Here is a 17,618-nt window from a genome sequence, read left to right on the forward strand (position 1 = left end):
CACGAAAACTGCACCCTAAGGAGCGTGTCATGTTCAAAGGCTCTATGCCAGCCCTCGTCACCCCGTTTACAAACGGCGAGTTGGACCTGGATACGCTCAAACATCTGGTCGAATGGCAGATCGAGTGCGGATCGACCGGGCTGGTGCCGGTGGGCACCACCGGGGAAAGCCCGACGCTCAGCCATGATGAGCATGAGACGGTTGTGGAAGAGGTCGTCAAAGCCTCGGCAGGCCGTGTGCCGGTCATCGCAGGCGCCGGATCGAACAACACGGTTGAGGCCGTGCGCTTTGTGCAATTCGCCAAGAAGGTCGGCGCGGACGCGGCTTTGGTCGTGACACCCTACTACAACAAGCCAACCCAGCGCGGTCTGATCGAACATTTCGCGGCCCTGCACGAGTGTGCAGACATTCCGATCATTATCTACAACATCCCCGGCCGCTCGGTCATTGACATGACGCCCGCCACCATGGGTGAGCTGGCCAAGTTGCCGCGTATCGTCGGCGTCAAAGACGCCACCGGCGATCTGGCGCGGGTCAGCCAGCAACGCGCCAGCTGCGGCGCTGATTTCTGCCAGCTGTCGGGTGAGGATGCGACAGCGCTTGGCTTCAACGCCCATGGCGGTGTCGGCTGTATTTCGGTGACCGCCAATGTGGCCCCGAAACTCTGCGCCGAATTCCAGCAGGCCACCTTGGCGGGCGACTATGCGACAGCTCTGGCCTATCAGGACCGCCTGATGCCACTGCATGAGGCGATCTTTATCGAACCCGGACTGGCGGGCGCAAAATACGCGCTCAGCAAACTGGACCGCTGCAGCGAAGAGGTCCGCTTGCCGCTGACCACGCTGGAAGACAGCACCAAAGCGGCCATTGACGCAGCCATGGCCCATGCCGGTCTGATCTGAACCAAAACAAATCCAAGCAAAAAGGGCGGCCTCGATCCCCGAGCGCCGCCCTTTCTATTTCAGCCCGGATCCAAACTTCATCTGGCTAAAAATATCTCGGGGGGTGAATTGAGCCGCAGGCTCAAGAGGGGGGCTGGCCCCCCTACCTATCGCTTGCCATAATAAAGCCCGACCACATGTTCGGCCTGCGCAAAGAACAACCAGCGCGACATTGCAACGCCCGCCAGATGAGAGGCCACCGCCAGCAGCGCAAACAAATGTTTCACGATGACGCCCTCGACCGGCAGGACGATCAAGAGAAGCGGTAGGACAAACCCCAGACCGAACGACATCACACGCAGCTTCTGCGCATGTTTGCGCCCCACCACATGCACGAACTCGCGCAGCAGGTAGTTGGTGCCGGTATGGGGTGGCTCAAAGGCCCGGACATCTCCGCGCGTGCCCAACCCGGTCGCGGTTCCAAGGTTTGTTCCGGACCGTGCAAAGGCGCTGTCGCCTTGCTGCCAGTACAGAATCTGGATCAGCGCCGCGATCAGAAGCAGCGGCCAGGCGATTGAGGTTTGCCCGGCCAGCAAGGCCCCACCGGCCAGGCTGAAACTCAGAAACATTGCAGGGGTCAGTTTCATGTTCCAGCGCGGGATGGTCTTGAGCTGGGTGTAAATCATCGACGTGGTGAACACGGTCGCGAGCGAGAACAGCGAGCCCAGCAGTCCAAGCAAGCCCCACCGCTGACCCAGAAATACCGCGCCAATCGCATAAAGCCCCATGACGATCAGCGCGAGAACGGCACACCAGCCTTCACGGCTGAGCCAGCTGGAACGCCATTGGGTAAAGGCCTTCCAGGCCCGTTCCGGGTGACCAAGGTGAAAGGTCGAGGCCATCAGCCCGCCGACGGCCAGCGCATAGGCAATGGCAAAGAAGACAAAGGCCACCACGCCCGAGACGTCAGGCAGGCCGAGCCCCAGAAAGAACAACAGACCAAAGCCCAGACCGGACAGGGTGGTAAAGATGATGACGGATGGTGCGGGATGCATCAGCTTGTCCCTCCGGGCAATTTGTCGAGGGCTTTGTCGAGCCAGCCCATGAAGCCTTTGGGTTCTTCGGCCACGGGGGCCAGAAGCGGGGCCAGAATATCGATCTGATCCTCGACTGTGTCCTTGGGCCGTGGCGGCAGGTATTTGTTGACGGGTTTGGTGCCCATCTCGGGCATCAGGTCCATGCCGTCACGTTCGGCCACCAGTTTGCTGACATCGCTGTCGGGATCGCCCAGGTCGCCGAAATGGCGGGCTCCGGCCGGGCAGGTGCGCACGCAGGAGGGCACGCGGTCCACCTCGGGAAGGTTTTCATTGTAGATACGGTCGACGCAAAGGGTGCATTTCTTCATCACACCTTCGGCGACGTCCAGTTCGCGCGCGCCATAGGGGCAGGACCAGGCGCAGAGCCCGCAGCCGATGCAGTCGCTTTCATTAACCAGAACGATCCCATCCTCGACCCGCTTGTAGCTGGCCCCGGTGGGGCAGACGGTGACGCAGGGGGCGTCTTCGCAATGCAGGCAGGATTTGGGGAAGTGAATCAGTTGGGCATGACCTTCGGCGGGTTGCACCTCGTATGAATGCACCCGGTTCAGGAAGGTGCCTGACGGGTTTGCGCCGTAAGCGTCCTGATCAGACAAGGGCGCGCCGTAATTTTCGGTGTTCCAGCCCTTGCAGGAAATCACGCAGGCGTGGCAGCCGACGCAGGTGTCCAGGTCGATGACCAGACCCATTTTGCGGTCAGTGGATTGAGGGAGATGGGTCATGTCAGTGAACCTCTGCTTATGAGGGCGGGGGAGGGGGCCAGCCCCCTCTTGAGCCTGCGGCTCAATTCACCCCCGAGGTATTTTTGAACAGAAGAAGAATGGAGTTGGGTCATTTTCCAACCTTCCATGCAATGTCCTTCGGGCCAGTGCCGACGGGTGACTTGATTGCGTCAAATTCAGGCTGGCTTTCGGTATCTGGCGGAAGGCTGGCCTTTTCGATTTTCACCTTCAAGTCGAACCACGCGGCTTGACCGGTTACCGGGTCTGAATTGGCCCACCGCATGCCGTCGCCTTTTGCCGGCAGCAACTCGTGGATCAGGTGGTTCAGCAGGAAGCCCTTTGTCGCCTCAGGCGCGTCTTCTTGCAGGGCCCAGGCACCTTTGCGTTTGCCGATTGCGTTCCATGTCCAGACGGTGTTTTCGTTCAGCGCTGCCATTTCCATGACCGGCACGGTGATCTCGCCATGCGGAGAGCTGACCTTGGCCCAGTCGCCGTCCTTCAGCCCGTGTTCGCGCATCAATTTGGTCGGTACATAAAGCGGGTTGCGCCCGTGCAACTGCCGCAGCCACGCGTTCTGGGTGCCCCAGCTGTGATACATCGCCATCGGTCGCTGGGTCAGGGCGTTGACGGTGAAGCCCTCGTTGCCCTGCTGGTCGGTTTCGTACCAGATTGGCAGCGGGTCCATCTTGTCTTTGATGCGCTGGCGCAGGTGTTCGGGCGGCTGGCGGTCGCCGTGACCTTCGGCGGCAAGCTGGAACTTGCGCATGGGTTCCGAGTAGAGTTGGAACAGATAGGGTTGCGGGCTGTCGTAGAGGCCCATGCCCACGGCCCAGTCCTGATAGGCCGTGTTCCACGGCTTGTAGTAATCGGCACCTTCGGGGATGTGGGCCACATAAAAGCCGCCATTTTCGATATAGCGGTTCAGCTGGTCGGGATTGACCTCGCCTCGCCCTTCCTTGTCGCCGGTTTCACCGCGGAATCCGGCCAGCGGGCCGATATTCGGGCGGCGTTCGTGGTTGACGATATAGTCGGCATAGTCCTTCCACTTGGCGCTGCCATCCTCGTTGGTGAAGCCGGGCAGGTTCATGCGGTTGGCAAGCTCGATCAGCACCGACTGGAAGCCGCGCACGTCGCGGTCGGGTTCGATCACCGGCCAGCGGATTGCGTCGGCAGCGGCGTCGGCCTCGCAGATCGGGCGGTCCAGCAGTGAGATACAGTCGTGCCGTTCCAGATAGGTGGTATCCGGCAGGATCAGGTCGGCATAGGCCACCATCTCGGACGAATAGGCATCCGAGTAGATGATGTTCGGAATGACGTAATTGCCGTCATCATCCTTGGCGGTCAGCATCTCCATCACGCCCTTGGTGTTCATGGACGAGTTCCATGACATATTCGCCATATACATGAACAGCGTATCGATCTTGTAAGGATCGCCCGCAGCGGCGTTCGAGATCACCATATGCATCAGCCCGTGGGCCGACATCGGGTTTTCCCAGGTGAAGGCCTTGTCGATGCGGATGGGGTTGTCGTTGTCATCCAGCAGCAGATCGTCGGGGCCGCGCGGAAAGCCCAGATGCGGCCCGTTCAGGGGACGGCCGGGACGGCGGTCGCCATGGGGGGTCGGGTGCGCCTCGACCGGTTTCGGATAGGGCGGTTTGAAGCGGAAGCCGCCGGGAACCTCGACCGTGCCCAACAGGATTTGCAGCACATGCAGCGCACGACAGGTCTGGAAGCCGTTGGCATGGGCCGAAATCCCGCGCATCGAGTGGAAGCTGACCGGGCGACCGATCATTTTCGAATGGGTTTCACCTCGGAAATCGGTCCATTCATGGTCCAGCTCGATCGCCTCGTCAAAGGCGACGCGGGCGATTTCGGCGGCGATGGCGCGGATGCGGCTGGCCGGGATGCCACAGCGCTCGGCCACGGCCTCGGGGGCGTGATCGTCGGACAGGTATTTTTCGGCCATCAGGTGGAAAACAGGCCGGTGGGTCACGCCATCCTTTTCGTAGGTGGCCGACAGGTCGGGGCGGACGCCCGGTTTGTCAAAGGCTGTTGGTTCGCCCGTTGCCCGGTCGATCACCAGCGGTTTGCCGTCGGCATCGCGCAGGAACAGGCCTTTTTCTGGCCCTTCTGCGGCATTTACCAGAACCGGAGCATTGGTATAGCGGCTGAGGTAATCGAGATCGATCTTGCCCGCCTTCATCAGCACATGGATCAGAGACAGGATGAACAGCCCATCGGTGCCCGGTGTGATCCCGACCCAGTCATCCGCCACAGCGTTATAGCCCGAGCGGATCGGGTTCACGCCGATTACCCGTGCGCCGCGTTTCTTGATCTTGCCGATGCCCATCTTGATCGGGTTGCTGTCATGGTCTTCGGCCACGCCGAACAGCATGAACAGTTTGGTGTGGTCCCAGTCGGGCTGGCCGAATTCCCAGAACGCGCCACCCATCGTGTAGATGCCGCCAGCAGCCATGTTGACCGAGCAGAACCCGCCATGGGCCGCATAGTTCGGGGTGCCGAAATTCTGCGCCCAGAATGAGGTGAAGCTCTGGCTCTGATCCCGACCGGTGAAGAAGGCCAGTTTCTGCGGCGCGGTTTCGTGCAGCTCGTTCAGCCAGCCGACGGCGGTGCTGATCGCCTCGTCCCACTCGATCTCGCGAAATTCGCCCGATCCGCGCGGGCCGACCCTGCGCAGGGGTTTGCGCAGGCGCGAGGGTGCGTTGACCTGCATGATCCCGGCACTGCCCTTGGCGCACAACACGCCCTTGTTGACCGGGTGATCGCGGTTGCCTTCGATATAGGCGACCTTGCCATCCTTCATATGCACATTGATGCCACAGCGACAGGCGCACATGTAACAGGTGGTCTTCCGCACCTCGTCCGAGACTTTGGGGCTGGTGTCGATAACGGGCTGGTTCATGTACGTCCCTTTTGCTGGTTATCAGACCCTCCTGGCATTCCGGTCAGGTCAAAGTCGTTGTGTCGCCCGGTTTTTGCCCGGACTGGTTCTAGGTTTCAGGCTGTTGCGCCTGCACCGCCGTCACTGCGATCATGTGCAGCACATCGTCGGCAGAGCAACCCCGAGACAGGTCGTTCGCCGGTTTGGCCAGGCCTTGCAGAACCGGCCCGATGGCCTCGGCCCCGCCGATGCGCTGCGCGATCTTGTAGCCCAGATTGCCGGCATCGAGGTTGGGGAAGACAAACACATTCGCCTGCCCCTCCAGAGGGGAATCCTTGGCCTTTTTGCTGGCCACTTCGGGCACATAGGCGGCGTCGAACTGCAACTCTCCGTCGATCAGCAGATCCGGGCTGGCGGCTTTGGCGATGCGGGTGGCCTCGATCACCTTTGAAACTTTGGGGTGATTGGCGCTGCCGCTGGTCGAGAAGGACAGCATGGCAACGCGCGGCGCGTCTCCGGTCAGTACATGGTAGGACGCAGCCGATGCCTGTGCGATCTCGGCCAGTTCCCGTTCATCGGGATCAACGACCAGACCGCAATCAGCAAAAAGATGAACGCCCTGAACCGCGTGGTGGTCGCGATCATAGATCATCAGAAAGAAGCTGGACACCATATGGGCGTTTGGTGCCTTGCCGATGATCTGCAACGCCGCGCGCACCGTGTCCGAGGTGGTTTCAACCGCGCCACCCACGGTGCCATCAGCCAGCCCGAGATGGACCAGCATCGCGGCATAGTTCAGGCGGCTTTTGATCAAGTCCTGCGCCTTTTCGGGCGTCATGCCCTTGTGCTTGCGCAATTCATAATAGGCCGCGGCGAACCGGTCTGTATGGGGCGAGGTGGCCGGGTCGTGGATGTCGATCCCGTCAACATCTGCTCCGCCCATTTCCGACAGCAGAGCGGTCACTTTGGCCTGATCACCCACAAGGATGATGTCGGCGGCGTTTTCGGCACGCGCTTTCAGCGCACCTTCTACAACACGTGGATCATCGCCCTCGGCAAGGGCGATGATCTTTTTGGAACTGGTCGCAGCCCCAAGAATTTGACGCAGGGGCTTCACTGCGATCAGGCCTCGGCTTGCGGGGTCATGTCTGCGCCGTCGATGCCTGCAACAGCAACCGGCTTCTTCATCGCGTCACGGCGGAAGGGCTCACCCAATTCCTGGTTGATCATGGCTTCGATCAGGGTGGTGATGCCGTTCTTCTGATCCTCGATGGCCTGGTTCAGCGCTGCGGTTAGCTCGTCCTGAGTGCGTGCAACGACACCTTTCAGACCACAGGCCTGCGCGATACCGGCGTAAGACACTTTGGTGTCCAGCTCGGTGCCGACGAAGTTGTCGTCAAACCACAGGGTCGAGTTCCGCTTTTCCGCACCCCACTGGTAGTTGCGGAAGACGATCTGAGTCACGGCGGGCCATTCTTCGCGGCCGATTGCGGTCAGTTCGTTCACCGCGATACCGAATGCACCGTCACCGGCGAAGCCCACAACCGGAACGTCCGGCTGGCCGATTTTTGCGCCGACGATGGCGGGCAGGCCGTAACCACAGGGGCCAAACAGGCCGGGGGCCAGGTATTTACGGCCTTCTTCGAACGCAGGGTACGCGTTGCCGATGGCGCAGTTGTTGCCGATATCGGACGAGATGATCGCCTCTTTCGGCAGCGCGGCCTGAATGGCGCGCCACGCCATGCGGGGGCTCATCCAGTCAGGCTTGGCTGCACGGGCACGCTCGTTCCAGGTCGTGCCCGGATCGTCATCCTCGTGGGTCATCGAGGTCAGTTCCTGCGCCCATGCGGATTTCTTCTGGGCGATGCGGTCCTTACGGGCCTGACGGCCTTCGTCACCGGCAGTGCCGCTCAGGCGGGACAGGATGCCGTTGGCCACTTTGGCCGCGTCGCCGATGATGCCGACGCTGACATCTTTGGTCAGGCCGATGCGGTCAGGGTTGATGTCGACCTGAATGATCTTGGCGTTGGCGGGCCAGTAGTTGATGCCATAACCGGGCAGGGTCGAGAACGGGTTCAGACGGGTGCCGAGGGCCAGAACCACGTCAGCTTCGCTGATCAGCTCCATACCGGCTTTCGAGCCGTTATAGCCCAGAGGACCGGCAAACAGCGGGTGTGAGCCGGGGAAGGCGTCGTTGTGCTGGTAGCCAACGCAAACCGGGGCGTCCAGACGCTCGGCCAGGGCTTTCGACGCTTCGATACCGCCGTCGGCCAGAACAACACCGGCACCGTTCAGAATGACAGGGTTCTTTGCGTTCGACAGCATTTCGGCCGCCGCAGCAACCGCATCTTCACCGCCCGAAGGACGTTCAAAGTCGACGATCTTGGGCAGTTCGATGTCGATCACCTGGGTCCACATATCGCGCGGGATGTTCAGCTGCGCCGGGGCGCTGGCGCGCTTGGCGTTCATGATCACGCGGTTCAGAACCTCGGCCACGCGCGACGGGTCACGTACTTCTTCCTGATAGGCAACGCAGTCTGCGAACATGCGCATCTGCTCCATCTCCTGGAAGCCGCCCTGACCTATGGTCTTGTTGGCCGCCTGCGGAGTGACCAGCAGAACCGGGGTGTGGTTCCAGTAAGCGGTCTTAACGGCGGTCACGAAGTTGGTGATGCCGGGGCCGTTCTGCGCGATCATCATCGACATTTTGCCGGTGGCGCGGGTGTAACCGTCGGCCATCATACCGCCCGAACCCTCGTGGGCGCAGTCCCAGAACATGATCCCGGCTTTCGGGAACAGGTCCGAGATCGGCATCATCGCCGAGCCAATGATCCCGAACGCATGTTCGATCCCGTGCATTTGCAGAACCTTAACAAAGGCTTCTTCCGTGGTCATTTTCATCGGTGCGCTCTCCAATCATGAGTGAATTGGGCCGGGTGCATTGCCCAGCCTTTGATATGGTTTTGGCGCATGGGTGCAGTCGGCGTTAGGGCCAGACGGGAAAGCGGAATATATCCAGTCTGGACCTAACCAGCCCGGATTGAATCGGCAATTTGCTTGATCCCGGGGGCGATGCGTTCGGGCGCAATCGAGGAATAACCCAGCCGGTAGTAGTTCTTGGGGCGGTCTGCGCCCGAAAAGAAGGGCTCGCCCGGTTCGATATGCACGCCCTGATCCTGCAACCTTCGGGCAAGCTGCGTGGTGTCGATATGCTCGGGGGCCTTCATCCAGATGGAGGACCCACCCAGCAGCCCGCGCCCGGCCACGCCCAGCTTATGAGTCTGCACGGCGTCATCCAGCGCGGCCCGCCGTTTTGCCAGCGCGTTGGACATGCGCCTGATCTGCGCATCGTAATGCCCAAGCGACAGGAAATAGGCCGCCGTACGCTGCACATGCCCCGGCGGGTGGCGCAGCACCAGCGACCTTAGCGCGCGCGCTTCGCGGATAAAGGACTCGGACCCGACCATGTAGCCAAGCCGAAGCCCCGGAAACAGCGATTTCGAAAAGCTGCCGACATAGATCACGCGCCCGTCGCGATCCATCGACTTCAGCGCAGGGGACGGCGCGCTCAGGTAGGCCATCTCGAACTCGTAATCATCTTCGACAATCATCGCGTTCAGGGCACGGGCGCGTTCCAGCAGTTCGGTCCGGCGGCTGACGGGCATGGTTGCGGTTGTCGGGCTTTGATGGCTGGGGGTGGTGAAAATCACATCGGTGCTTTCGGGCAGAGCCGCAGGCGGCAGCCCGTCGCTGTCCACGCGGATCGGCTCGATAGTGCAGCCCGAATGGGTCAGCAATTCCCGCAGCGCGTAATAGCACGGGTCTTCAATCGCAGCCGTGCGCCCGCGGTCCAGCAGGATACGCGAGGCAAGCCACAGCGCATTCTGGGCCCCCAGCGTGATCAGAATCTCTTCGGGTCGGGCGGTGATGCCCCGGCGTGGCAGAGTGTGGCGGGCAATGAATTCGACCAGCAGCGGGTCGTCCTGATCGGCATAGTCAGCGGTCAGGGAATCAAAATCCTTGTGCCCCAGTGCCCGCACCGCGCAGAGCCGCCAGTTGGCGTGATCGAACAGCGTCCGGTCGGCCTGCCCGTAGATGAAAGGATAGCGATATGTGCGCCAGTCGCTGGGTTTGGCCAGCATGTCACCGCCGGAAAACCGGCGCGCGAGCGCATTGTCCCAATCAACATTTTCCTGGCTGCGCTGAACCGGCGTGTATTTCGGCGGCACGGGCGCATTCTCGGACACGTAATAGCCGGATCGCCCCTTTGCGGTCAGGTAGTCATTTGCCAGAAGCTCGGTATAGGCCAGCGTGACCGTGATCCGGCTGACACCCAGATGCGCCGCCAGTTTGCGGGATGAGGGCAGCTTTTCTCCTACATGAAACCGCCCGGACAGGATGCCCTCGGCGATCATCTGCTGGATCTGTGCCTGCAGCGTGCCTTGCCCGTTAAGCTCAAGAAAGAAGGTGTCGATTGAGATTGCCATAGGCGCTTATAGATTGGACTTACTGGCGGGGCAATCTGGACTTACGGTTTTCCCGAAAATTTGCGGTGGCGGATTGACTGCCTGAGGGAATCAATCTAAATAACTAGTAATCTAGTTTAATGGAGAAGTCAGATGTGGGAAACAGCTGCCGCAGGGTTTTCGGCCATGGGGTCCGAGGCGCGGCTGAAGGTTCTGAAAACGCTTGTCCGGGCCGGTGAAGCCGGTCTGACGGTGGGCGAAATCCAGAACCGCACGGGAATCGCGCCGTCGACTCTGGCGCATCACCTGCGGTTTCTGGCCGCTGGTGGCGTGGTCGAGCAGGAGAAGATCGGGCGCAGCACGATCAACCGCGCCTGTTTTGACGAGTTGCGAAATCTGGCGCAGTTCATTCTCAGCGAATGCTGCGCCGATGAGGTAGGGAAGGCCGCGAACGATGGCTGAATTGACGCAAAGCCCGAAAGTCTCGGCCAAGGCCATGTTGGATCTGATCAAGACACCCTGGGCGCTGATTGTTGCGATTCTGGCGCTGGTGGCGCTGTCGGATCCGGGCAACTGGGTTGAGGTTGTGACCTTTGCGGCCAAAGCGCTGGCGCATACGGGCCAGTATATCCTGTTTGCCGTTTTGCTGCTGTCCTACCTCAAGGCCACGGGGGCCGAGGTCATGGTGGCGCGCGCGTTTGAGGGGCGTGAAACCCGGATGATCTTGCTGGCTGCCCTGTTTGGCGGGCTTGCGCCGTTCTGTTCCTGCGAGGTCATTCCTTTCATCGCGGGGCTGCTGGCGCTGGGCGCACCACTGTCCGCCGTGATGGCGTTCTGGCTCAGCTCACCGCTGATTGATCCGCCGACTTTGTTGATCACGGCAGGCGCGCTGGGCTGGCCCTTTGCTATTGGTAAGGCCGTAGCCGCCGTTGCGCTTGGCCTGTTCGGAGGATTTGCTGTCCGCCTGCTGATGCGCAGCGGCGCATTTGTCCAGCCCTTGCGGGAATACAAGCCCGCCGGATGCTGCGGCTGTGGTCCCAAACTGGACGACAAGCCGGTCTGGAAATTCTGGCAGGAACCCGAGCGCCGTCAGCGATTCCGCTCTGAGTTCGTGCATAACGGCGTCTTCCTGCTGAAATGGCTGGCGCTGGCCTATGTTCTCGAAGCACTGCTGGTCAGCTACGTGCCCGCCGACCTGATTGCCCGCGTTGTGGGCGGTGAAGGCGTGCTGCCCATCGTGGTTGCGGCGCTGGTTGGGATGCCGGCCTACCTGAACTCTTACGTGGCACCGCCGCTTCTAGCGGGGTTGATGGAGCAGGGGATGACCGCAGGGGCCGCGATGTCATTCATGGTTGCCGGTGCGGTCAGTTCGATCCCGGCTATGGCGGCAGTCTGGTCGCTGGTGAAACCGCGCGTCTTCGCCACCTATCTTGGCCTTGGGGTCGGCGGGGCAATCGTCGCCGGGATCCTGTTCCAGATGATCTGAACGAAAAAACCGCCCGGCGCATGGTCCGGGCGGTTTTTTGTTGGGTGCGACCCGGATCAGCCGGGTTCGCAGAACTTGGGAAGTTTGAACCGGTATCTGGGCTCGCCGCTTTCCACGTAAACCCGTTTTTCGACACAGGCGCTGGTGCCAACCGTCTGGGACACTGGCGCTTCGGTCGAAGTGATCGACGCAGCCGTTCCGTCCGGCAACCGGACCGAGGCGATGACGCCGTTCTTCAGATCACCATTGATCGCGGTTGCGGACAGCACCGGTACGGTCATGAATGAGTGATGTTCGTGCTTGCCATCATCCCCCAGCAGGTAAAGACCGCTGACGATGATCACCATCACCACAGCCGCTGCCAGACCCAGCCCCCAGGTTTTCAGAAAGGCATAGATCGACACGGCGCGATGCGGGCCGAAAACTGCAGACAATACGCTCAGCATGAGGTTCCCTCAGGACAGTGCCCCGGCCGGATCGGGCCGGGGCTGGCAGGATCAGGGGCGCAGATCATCCTCGTCTTCCTCATCCCCGCCGCCTTTGGGCAGGTTGAAGAAGCTGTCGGCGTCCACGATCGGATCACTGTCTTCTTTCTCGTCTTCAGGGTCATCAGACAGCGAGAAGGTTTCGAGCCCTTCAATGGCCGTCGGAATCTTCGGAGCCGCGTCCATCTCAAGCGACTGCTCGGTCGAGACCAGCTTGCGGCGCTCATCATCGCTCATGACGCCGCCTTCGGCGGCTTTCTTCGCGGCTGCCTTCTGCACCACGGCGTCAAGTTCGGACTGTTTGCACAGGCCCAACGCAACCGGGTCGATGGGCTGCATGTTGGCAATGTTCCAATGGGTGCGTTCGCGGATCGACTGGATGGTCGGCTTGGTGGTGCCCACCAGCTTGGCGATCTGACCGTCGCTCAGTTCCGGGTGGAACTTGACCAGCCACAGGATCGAGTTCGGACGGTCCTGCCGTTTGGACAACGGAGTATAACGCGGACCTCGGCGCTTTTCCTCGCCAGCCGCAGACGGGTTGAACTTGAGCTTCAGCTTGTGCAGCAGGTTGTTCTGCGCGGCGTCGATCTCTTCCTGCGTCAGCTGGTTGTTGGCAATCGGGTCAAAGCCCTTCACGCCAGCAGCCACATCGCCATCGGCGATGCCCTGCACTTCCAGCTCGTGCATTCCTACGAAATCCGCGATCTGCTTGAAGCTGATCGTGGTGTTATCCACCAGCCATACGGCGGTAGCCTTGGCCATAAGCGGTTTTGCCATCAGCCCGTCTCCTATACATACATCTGTCCCGTCGCCGGAATTCGGCGGCCCCGAGGTCTTGGGGCAGGTTTCCGTTGTCGGGGAACTTGGCCCGTATATAGTCGCGCAACGGCCAGAAGGGAAGGGCCGAATGCGCCCGGCTGTTGGTTGGGCACAACGCCACCCGCTTCAAAACCTGTCACGCCCCATCACGTCGTGGTGTGATCTTGTGTTCCGGGTCGTGAGGTTTTGGCTAATATTGATTGATTACAGCCGCTTAGTAAGGTTTCTGTCACGAGCGCCGCAATTTGACATGACCCAGGGCCGGGATCATATGGCGGGACCACGCCAAACAGGTTCGTTCTGTTCAGCCAGGATTTCCAAATCGTCCCTGACCAACACCTAGGTGCCGCATAGCGCTGCGGCCCGGTTGCGCGTGCCCGCATGCGATCCGGCTGGGTCCTTTGGAGATCACCTGAACAGGAACCCAAAAAGGATACCTCACATGACACGCACAAGCAGCCTGCTCAGCTTGCCGTTCTTCGTTCTGGCCACCGCCGGATTTGCTCAGGACAGCCGGTTTTCATCCGAAATCAGCGTCGAACTGGAAAGCGACTTTACCTTTGACGCCGACGATCCAGATGCCGAGCTGACCGATACCTTCGCCACCATCGAAGGCGCGTTCGGTTATCAGTTCACAGACCGGTTCTCGCTGCAATCAACACTGGTGTTCGAGCCGGTCGAAGACGCCACCAATGACCGCTTTTTCGAAGATCAGGGTATTTACGCAGAAGAGCTGTATTTTGGTTATGATTTCGGATCAGCCGCAGTTGCACTGGGTAAATTCAACCCTAGTTTCGGCCTTGCCTGGGATCTGGCACCGGGCGTCTTTGGCGTTGATTTTGCAGAAGATTACGAGATCACCGAACGGGTCGGTGCCTCGGTCAGCGTGCCATTCTCGGGGCTGGGCGGAGAGCATGCGCTGACGCTGGCTGCCTTTACCACGGATCGCACATTCCTCAGCAACTCTTTGTTCACCGAACGCGGGCAAGCGCGCCTGGAGGATGGCGGCGTGTCCAACACCAGCGACATCGAATCCTTCACCCTGTCGCTGGCGGGTGAGATCGACAACACGGCCTACACGCTTGCGGTGCAGGAACAGGCCGCCGGTGAAGGCGATCAGGCCGACCAGTCCGGTGTTGTCTTCGGGCTGGTTCATCTGCTGGACGCAGGCGGCACCGAGGTCGAGCTGTTGGGCGAGGTTGTCTATTTCGACGAATTCGACGGCAGTCCGGACTCGGCCACTTACGCAACGCTGGGCGCTGCGGTTCCGGTTGGCCCGGTCATTCTGTCCGGCGTCTTCGCCGTGCGCGATTTCGAAAACGCGCCGACAGATACGCTGGCAACGGTATCTGCCGAATGGCCGCTGGCGGACAATCTGGGTGTGTCGCTGGCCTATCGCTATGGCGATGAGGAGGGTGTGCAAAGCCAGACACTGGGCGCGCTGCTGGCTTATGAATTCTGAACCCCTGTTGGCGCGCCGGACATTCGGCGCGCCGATTCTGTGGCCAGAATGGGCCTTGCCTTACGCGCTGGTTTGACGGCTAAATTGGCCGATACCCAAGGCTACAGGCGCGATACCCCTCATGCAGTCATTTCTGGCCTTTCTTGCAGCCGCATTGGCATTTGCCGCCACAGTGGTAACCCCCACAGTTCTGAGAGCAGATGGCGAACCTGCCGGAGAATTTGACTACTATGTCTTGTCGCTCAGCTGGTCGCCGAACTGGTGCGCCCGCGAAGGGGATGCGCGTGGGTCCGACCAATGCGATGCGCGGCATGATCACGGATGGATTCTGCATGGGCTATGGCCGCAATTCCATCAGGGCTGGCCGTCTTATTGCCGCACGCCCGAGGCTCAGCCGTCCCGCTCCATGACCCGCGGGATGGAGGATATACAGGGCAGCGCTGGTCTTGCATGGCACCAGTGGAAGAAACACGGAACCTGCTCGGGCCTGTCCGCGCCTGCCTATTTCGCCCTGTCGCGAGAGGCATACGACCGTGTTCAGCGGCCCGAAGTGTTCCGGAAGCTGGATGCAACGGTCAAACTGCCCGCGTCGGTGGTGGAAGATGCGTTCTTGAAGGCCAATCCGGGGCTGGAACGCGACATGATCACCATCACCTGCAAGCAAGGCTATATCGAAGAGGTCCGCCTGTGCCTGTCCCGCGAACTGGACCCGGTGCCCTGCGGGCGGGATGTGATCCGGGACTGCACCGCCAAGGACGCGCTGTTCGATCCGGTACGTTAGAGCGTCTTGTTCTGACACTCCCGCGCGTATTCCAGCGCCTTCGCGGTACCTTTCAGATCAATCGCCATCACGGTTTCGCCTGCGGGGTTATAAACGGTCATCGTCTTGTTCTGCGCAATTGCCGCGACAAAATCCCGGTCGGTGAAAAACACGGTCGCGCCGGGGACGCGATCCTGTTTGAAGCCGATTGCGGTGGCGTCAAAGCTCTTGCCGTCGAGCTCGAACCGGATCGGATAGCTTTGGCCGGATTCGATCTCGCCCCAGGCCTTGTTGAACACGGTGAAATACCCGCGATTGTCCAGCGCGTCATAGCCCAACCGCACGACCGAGAGGTCCTGATACACCGTCTGGATTAGGCACCCGTTTCCAAGGGCCGGGTCCATCATGATGTTCCAGCCTTCGACAAAGCCTTTGTCGACGAGTTGTTGGGCGAGGGTGGCGGTTGCGGTGAAGGCGGCGAGGGTGAGGGCGAGAAGGCGGGTCATTATGTTTTATCCAGAATCAATTTTAGCTCAGTCAGAACTCTATTTGACACGCAAAGCTGAACAAAGATGTTATCTAGTTGCTGTGCCGGATCATTGGATTGACCGAACCTAATTCGGATGTGAGTTTTTACTGAACGCCGGTTTTTTGCACCGGCAAAAGCAGTTTGATCTTCAAAACAGGTATTACCGAATGCTAGCAAGCAGGTTTCTTTTTGTGCTTTGTACTTTTTCCGCAGCAGCGGTTTCGTCGGTCTCCGCAGATTCCAACGATTACAAAAAGTATTTTTTAGAACCCCATGAGTATTGCGAAACCTACGAATGCCGAAAGGGGCCATCTCTGTTTGATCCACCTATCTGGGACCAAGAATGGCAGCCGTTTGAAAGTTCGGATCTTGCAGTTTGGGGAGCAGATGTCTGCTTGGGTTACTTCCTGACCAAAAGTGAAAGCGCTTGGAATGGCGGGACACCTGACGGCAAGGAAGGAGACCACCACGGGTTCTATCTTGTTTTAGGTGATTTCGCAGCTCGATTGCACGTTTTTGACTGGCCCTATGCAACTGAGGGTAGCCCATATGCGGGCTACGGTGTTTACAACTGCGAGAACACAAGTTGGCCCGAGCTGTTATTGGACGGGACGCGCGTTGAGGAACTAAAGAAGTGGGTTGAGCACAGGTTGTCCGAAGCAAACGGGTGGGTCGGTAGTATTGACGGTTTTGAAGGGTCCCTAAAAGGTTCGTTCAGAAATGAAACGCTTGGTTTGACGTTAAGGATAGAAAACCTAGGCGGTATGAGGATCAGCTTTAGGGCGGATTATTTTGGACCACCAATCTTAATTGACGAAACGGACGGCATGTATTGACGCTTGCCTCTCATGTCCGGTTACAACTCCTTCCGCGCCCTCAGCGCCGCTGTAATCGTTCCGTCATCCAGATAGTCCAGTTCTCCCCCAATCGGCACACCCTGGGCAAGTGAGGTCAGGCGCACCTGCCCCTCAAACTGGTCCGCGATGTAGTGGGCGGTGGTCTGGCCATCGACCGTGGCGTTCAGGGCCAGGATGACCTCGGTGATGCCTTCGGCCACGACGCGGTCCTTAAGGCGGGGGATGCGCAGCTCGTCCGGGCCGACCCCGTCCAGCGCAGACAGCGTGCCGCCCAGCACGTGGTAACGACCTTTGAACACCCCGGCGCGTTCCATTGCCCAGAGGTCGGCAACGTCCTCGACCACGCACAGCTCTCCTGTCGCGCGGGCCTCGTTATTGCAGATGTCGCAGATGTCGGTGGTGCCCACATTGCCGCAATTCAGGCATTCGCGGGCGGTGACGGCGACCTGCTGCATGGCGTCCGAAAGGGGCGTCAGCAGCAGGGCGCGTTTGCGGATCAGGTGCAACACCGCGCGGCGGGCCGAACGTGGGCCGAGGCCGGGCAGCTTGGCCATCAGGTCGATCAGGTTGTCAATGTCGCTGTTCGAACTCACGGCCTGTCCTGTGTGACGCCGGAGGAGGCCTCCGGCGGGAGTATTTGGGAAAAGATGAAGATCAGAACGGCAGCTTGATATCTGCGGGCAGACCCATGCTTTCGGTCAGTTTGGCCATCTCTGCCTGCGAACGCTCGGCCGCTTTGGTCTGTGCGTCCTTGATGGCGGCCAGGATCAGGTCTTCGACCACTTCCTTGTCATCGCCGTTGAAAATCGACGGGTCGATGTCCAGGCCTTTGAGTTCGCCTTTTGCGGTGGCGGTTGCCTTGACCAGACCTGCGCCGGACTCACCGACCACCATGATGGTGTTCAGTTCTTCCTGCATGTCGGTCATTTTGGTCTGCAAATCCTGTGCGGATTTCATCATCTTGGCCATATCGCCCAGACCGCCGAGTCCTTTGAGCATCCGAATTCTCCTGTATCTTTGCTTGATGCCTAAATACGGGCCGCAAAGGCATGGCACAAGGGGTCAGAGATTCTCCCGCCCGTCGTCAAGGTCTTTGGCAAGACCTTTCCTTCCGTTGGGCCCGGCAGCGCGCAGGCCTTGCCCGCGCGCTGC

At 60.2% G+C, this 17,618-nt stretch carries 17 protein-coding genes; 6 read left to right on the forward strand and 11 right to left on the reverse strand.

All coding sequences use genetic code 11. The annotated features are described in order from the left end of the window. Positions 1 to 29 precede the first annotated feature (29 nt). Entirely contained in the window at positions 30 to 902 is an 873-nt protein-coding gene (gene dapA, locus ACR0E6_RS19525) for a 4-hydroxy-tetrahydrodipicolinate synthase (RefSeq protein WP_480586374.1), read from the forward strand. Between the two features lie 146 nt (positions 903 to 1,048). Here the strand turns inward: dapA and ACR0E6_RS19530 are convergent, their stop codons facing one another. The 6 genes from ACR0E6_RS19530 to pdxR form a co-directional block, all read right to left on the reverse strand. After that, positions 1,049 to 1,936 (reverse strand): dimethyl sulfoxide reductase anchor subunit family protein, encoded by an 888-nt coding sequence (locus ACR0E6_RS19530; RefSeq protein WP_480586377.1) that lies wholly within the window; start codon positions 1,934 to 1,936, stop codon positions 1,049 to 1,051. Then, complete coding sequence (locus ACR0E6_RS19535) at positions 1,936 to 2,700, reverse strand: 4Fe-4S dicluster domain-containing protein (protein WP_480586380.1); 765 nt, start codon at positions 2,698 to 2,700, stop codon at positions 1,936 to 1,938. Before ACR0E6_RS19535 ends, ACR0E6_RS19530 begins: the two co-directional genes overlap by 1 nt. 109 nt (positions 2,701 to 2,809) lie before the next feature. Continuing rightward, the gene (locus ACR0E6_RS19540; RefSeq protein WP_480586383.1) at positions 2,810 to 5,623 is read right to left on the reverse strand and encodes a molybdopterin oxidoreductase family protein; all 2,814 of its coding nucleotides are present in this window, start codon (positions 5,621 to 5,623) and stop codon (positions 2,810 to 2,812) included. An 88-nt stretch (positions 5,624 to 5,711) separates the two neighbouring features. Next, positions 5,712 to 6,719: a phosphate acetyltransferase gene (gene pta, locus ACR0E6_RS19545; protein WP_480586386.1), complete on the reverse strand. Its 1,008-nt coding sequence runs from the start codon at positions 6,717 to 6,719 to the stop codon at positions 5,712 to 5,714. Positions 6,720 to 6,724: 5 nt separating this feature from the next. Further along, a complete protein-coding gene (gene xsc / locus ACR0E6_RS19550; RefSeq protein WP_480586389.1) occupies positions 6,725 to 8,503 on the reverse strand; it encodes a sulfoacetaldehyde acetyltransferase in 1,779 nt (592 codons plus the stop codon). Between the two features lie 125 nt (positions 8,504 to 8,628). Beyond that, on the reverse strand, positions 8,629 to 10,089 hold the full coding sequence (gene pdxR, locus ACR0E6_RS19555; RefSeq protein WP_170523981.1) for a MocR-like pyridoxine biosynthesis transcription factor PdxR: 1,461 nt from the start codon (positions 10,087 to 10,089) through the stop codon (positions 8,629 to 8,631). Between the two features lie 132 nt (positions 10,090 to 10,221). Here pdxR and ACR0E6_RS19560 point away from each other — a divergent pair, with 132 nt between their 5' ends. After that, entirely contained in the window at positions 10,222 to 10,530 is a 309-nt protein-coding gene (locus ACR0E6_RS19560; protein ID WP_170455133.1) for a winged helix-turn-helix domain-containing protein, read from the forward strand. Further along, a complete protein-coding gene (locus tag ACR0E6_RS19565) occupies positions 10,523 to 11,554 on the forward strand; it encodes a permease (protein WP_480586393.1) in 1,032 nt (343 codons plus the stop codon). Before ACR0E6_RS19560 ends, ACR0E6_RS19565 begins: the two co-directional genes overlap by 8 nt. A gap of 56 nt (positions 11,555 to 11,610) precedes the next feature. Here ACR0E6_RS19565 and ACR0E6_RS19570 read toward each other — a convergent pair whose 3' ends face one another. Both ACR0E6_RS19570 and ACR0E6_RS19575 read right to left on the reverse strand, forming a co-directional pair. Next, entirely contained in the window at positions 11,611 to 12,000 is a 390-nt protein-coding gene (locus ACR0E6_RS19570) for a hypothetical protein (protein WP_170455129.1), read from the reverse strand. 51 nt (positions 12,001 to 12,051) lie between these two features. After that, positions 12,052 to 12,816, reverse strand: a complete 765-nt coding sequence (locus ACR0E6_RS19575) for a DUF1013 domain-containing protein (RefSeq protein WP_170634320.1) — start codon at positions 12,814 to 12,816, stop codon at positions 12,052 to 12,054. Positions 12,817 to 13,300: 484 nt separating this feature from the next. On the opposite strand from ACR0E6_RS19575, the gene ACR0E6_RS19580 reads away from it, so the two are divergent. Together ACR0E6_RS19580 and ACR0E6_RS19585 are read left to right on the forward strand one after the other, a co-directional pair. Beyond that, positions 13,301 to 14,320: a hypothetical protein gene (locus ACR0E6_RS19580; RefSeq protein ID WP_480586396.1), complete on the forward strand. Its 1,020-nt coding sequence runs from the start codon at positions 13,301 to 13,303 to the stop codon at positions 14,318 to 14,320. A 121-nt stretch (positions 14,321 to 14,441) separates the two neighbouring features. After that, positions 14,442 to 15,101, forward strand: coding sequence for a ribonuclease T2 family protein (locus tag ACR0E6_RS19585; RefSeq protein ID WP_480586397.1), 660 nt, complete (start codon positions 14,442 to 14,444; stop codon positions 15,099 to 15,101). On the opposite strand, the gene ACR0E6_RS19590 is transcribed toward ACR0E6_RS19585, so the two are convergent. Then, complete coding sequence (locus tag ACR0E6_RS19590; RefSeq protein ID WP_480586400.1) at positions 15,098 to 15,586, reverse strand: hypothetical protein; 489 nt, start codon at positions 15,584 to 15,586, stop codon at positions 15,098 to 15,100. The genes ACR0E6_RS19585 and ACR0E6_RS19590 overlap by 4 nt on opposite strands. A 190-nt stretch (positions 15,587 to 15,776) precedes the next feature. On the opposite strand from ACR0E6_RS19590, the gene ACR0E6_RS19595 reads away from it, so the two are divergent. Beyond that, a complete protein-coding gene (locus tag ACR0E6_RS19595) occupies positions 15,777 to 16,445 on the forward strand; it encodes a hypothetical protein (RefSeq protein WP_480586404.1) in 669 nt (222 codons plus the stop codon). A gap of 20 nt (positions 16,446 to 16,465) precedes the next feature. Here the strand turns inward: ACR0E6_RS19595 and recR are convergent, their stop codons facing one another. After that, on the reverse strand, positions 16,466 to 17,059 hold the full coding sequence (gene recR / locus ACR0E6_RS19600; RefSeq protein ID WP_480586407.1) for a recombination mediator RecR: 594 nt from the start codon (positions 17,057 to 17,059) through the stop codon (positions 16,466 to 16,468). Between the two features lie 61 nt (positions 17,060 to 17,120). After that, a complete protein-coding gene (locus tag ACR0E6_RS19605; protein WP_039529126.1) occupies positions 17,121 to 17,465 on the reverse strand; it encodes a YbaB/EbfC family nucleoid-associated protein in 345 nt (114 codons plus the stop codon). Positions 17,466 to 17,618 lie beyond the last annotated feature (153 nt).

It is taken from the genome of Ruegeria sp. AP12 (assembly GCF_056540025.1).

Excerpts from the sequence above, each read along its gene's own strand:
- ACR0E6_RS19590 (WP_480586400.1), bottom strand. The coding sequence starts at position 15,586 with ATGACCCGCCTTCTCGCCCTCACCCTCGCCGCCTTCACCGCAACCGCC.
- ACR0E6_RS19605 (WP_039529126.1), bottom strand. The coding sequence starts at position 17,465 with ATGCTCAAAGGACTCGGCGGTCTGGGCGATATGGCCAAGATGATGAAA.
- ACR0E6_RS19595 (WP_480586404.1), top strand. The coding sequence starts at position 15,777 with ATGCTAGCAAGCAGGTTTCTTTTTGTGCTTTGTACTTTTTCCGCAGCA.
- ACR0E6_RS19565 (WP_480586393.1), top strand. The coding sequence starts at position 10,523 with ATGGCTGAATTGACGCAAAGCCCGAAAGTCTCGGCCAAGGCCATGTTG.
- ACR0E6_RS19570 (WP_170455129.1), bottom strand. The coding sequence starts at position 12,000 with ATGCTGAGCGTATTGTCTGCAGTTTTCGGCCCGCATCGCGCCGTGTCG.
- ACR0E6_RS19535 (WP_480586380.1), bottom strand. The coding sequence starts at position 2,700 with ATGACCCATCTCCCTCAATCCACTGACCGCAAAATGGGTCTGGTCATC.
- pdxR (WP_170523981.1), bottom strand. The coding sequence starts at position 10,089 with ATGGCAATCTCAATCGACACCTTCTTTCTTGAGCTTAACGGGCAAGGC.
- xsc (WP_480586389.1), bottom strand. The coding sequence starts at position 8,503 with ATGAAAATGACCACGGAAGAAGCCTTTGTTAAGGTTCTGCAAATGCAC.
- ACR0E6_RS19585 (WP_480586397.1), top strand. The coding sequence starts at position 14,442 with ATGCAGTCATTTCTGGCCTTTCTTGCAGCCGCATTGGCATTTGCCGCC.
- ACR0E6_RS19560 (WP_170455133.1), top strand. The coding sequence starts at position 10,222 with ATGTGGGAAACAGCTGCCGCAGGGTTTTCGGCCATGGGGTCCGAGGCG.
- ACR0E6_RS19530 (WP_480586377.1), bottom strand. The coding sequence starts at position 1,936 with ATGCATCCCGCACCATCCGTCATCATCTTTACCACCCTGTCCGGTCTG.
- ACR0E6_RS19540 (WP_480586383.1), bottom strand. The coding sequence starts at position 5,623 with ATGAACCAGCCCGTTATCGACACCAGCCCCAAAGTCTCGGACGAGGTG.
- dapA (WP_480586374.1), top strand. The coding sequence starts at position 30 with ATGTTCAAAGGCTCTATGCCAGCCCTCGTCACCCCGTTTACAAACGGC.
- ACR0E6_RS19580 (WP_480586396.1), top strand. The coding sequence starts at position 13,301 with ATGACACGCACAAGCAGCCTGCTCAGCTTGCCGTTCTTCGTTCTGGCC.
- ACR0E6_RS19575 (WP_170634320.1), bottom strand. The coding sequence starts at position 12,816 with ATGGCAAAACCGCTTATGGCCAAGGCTACCGCCGTATGGCTGGTGGAT.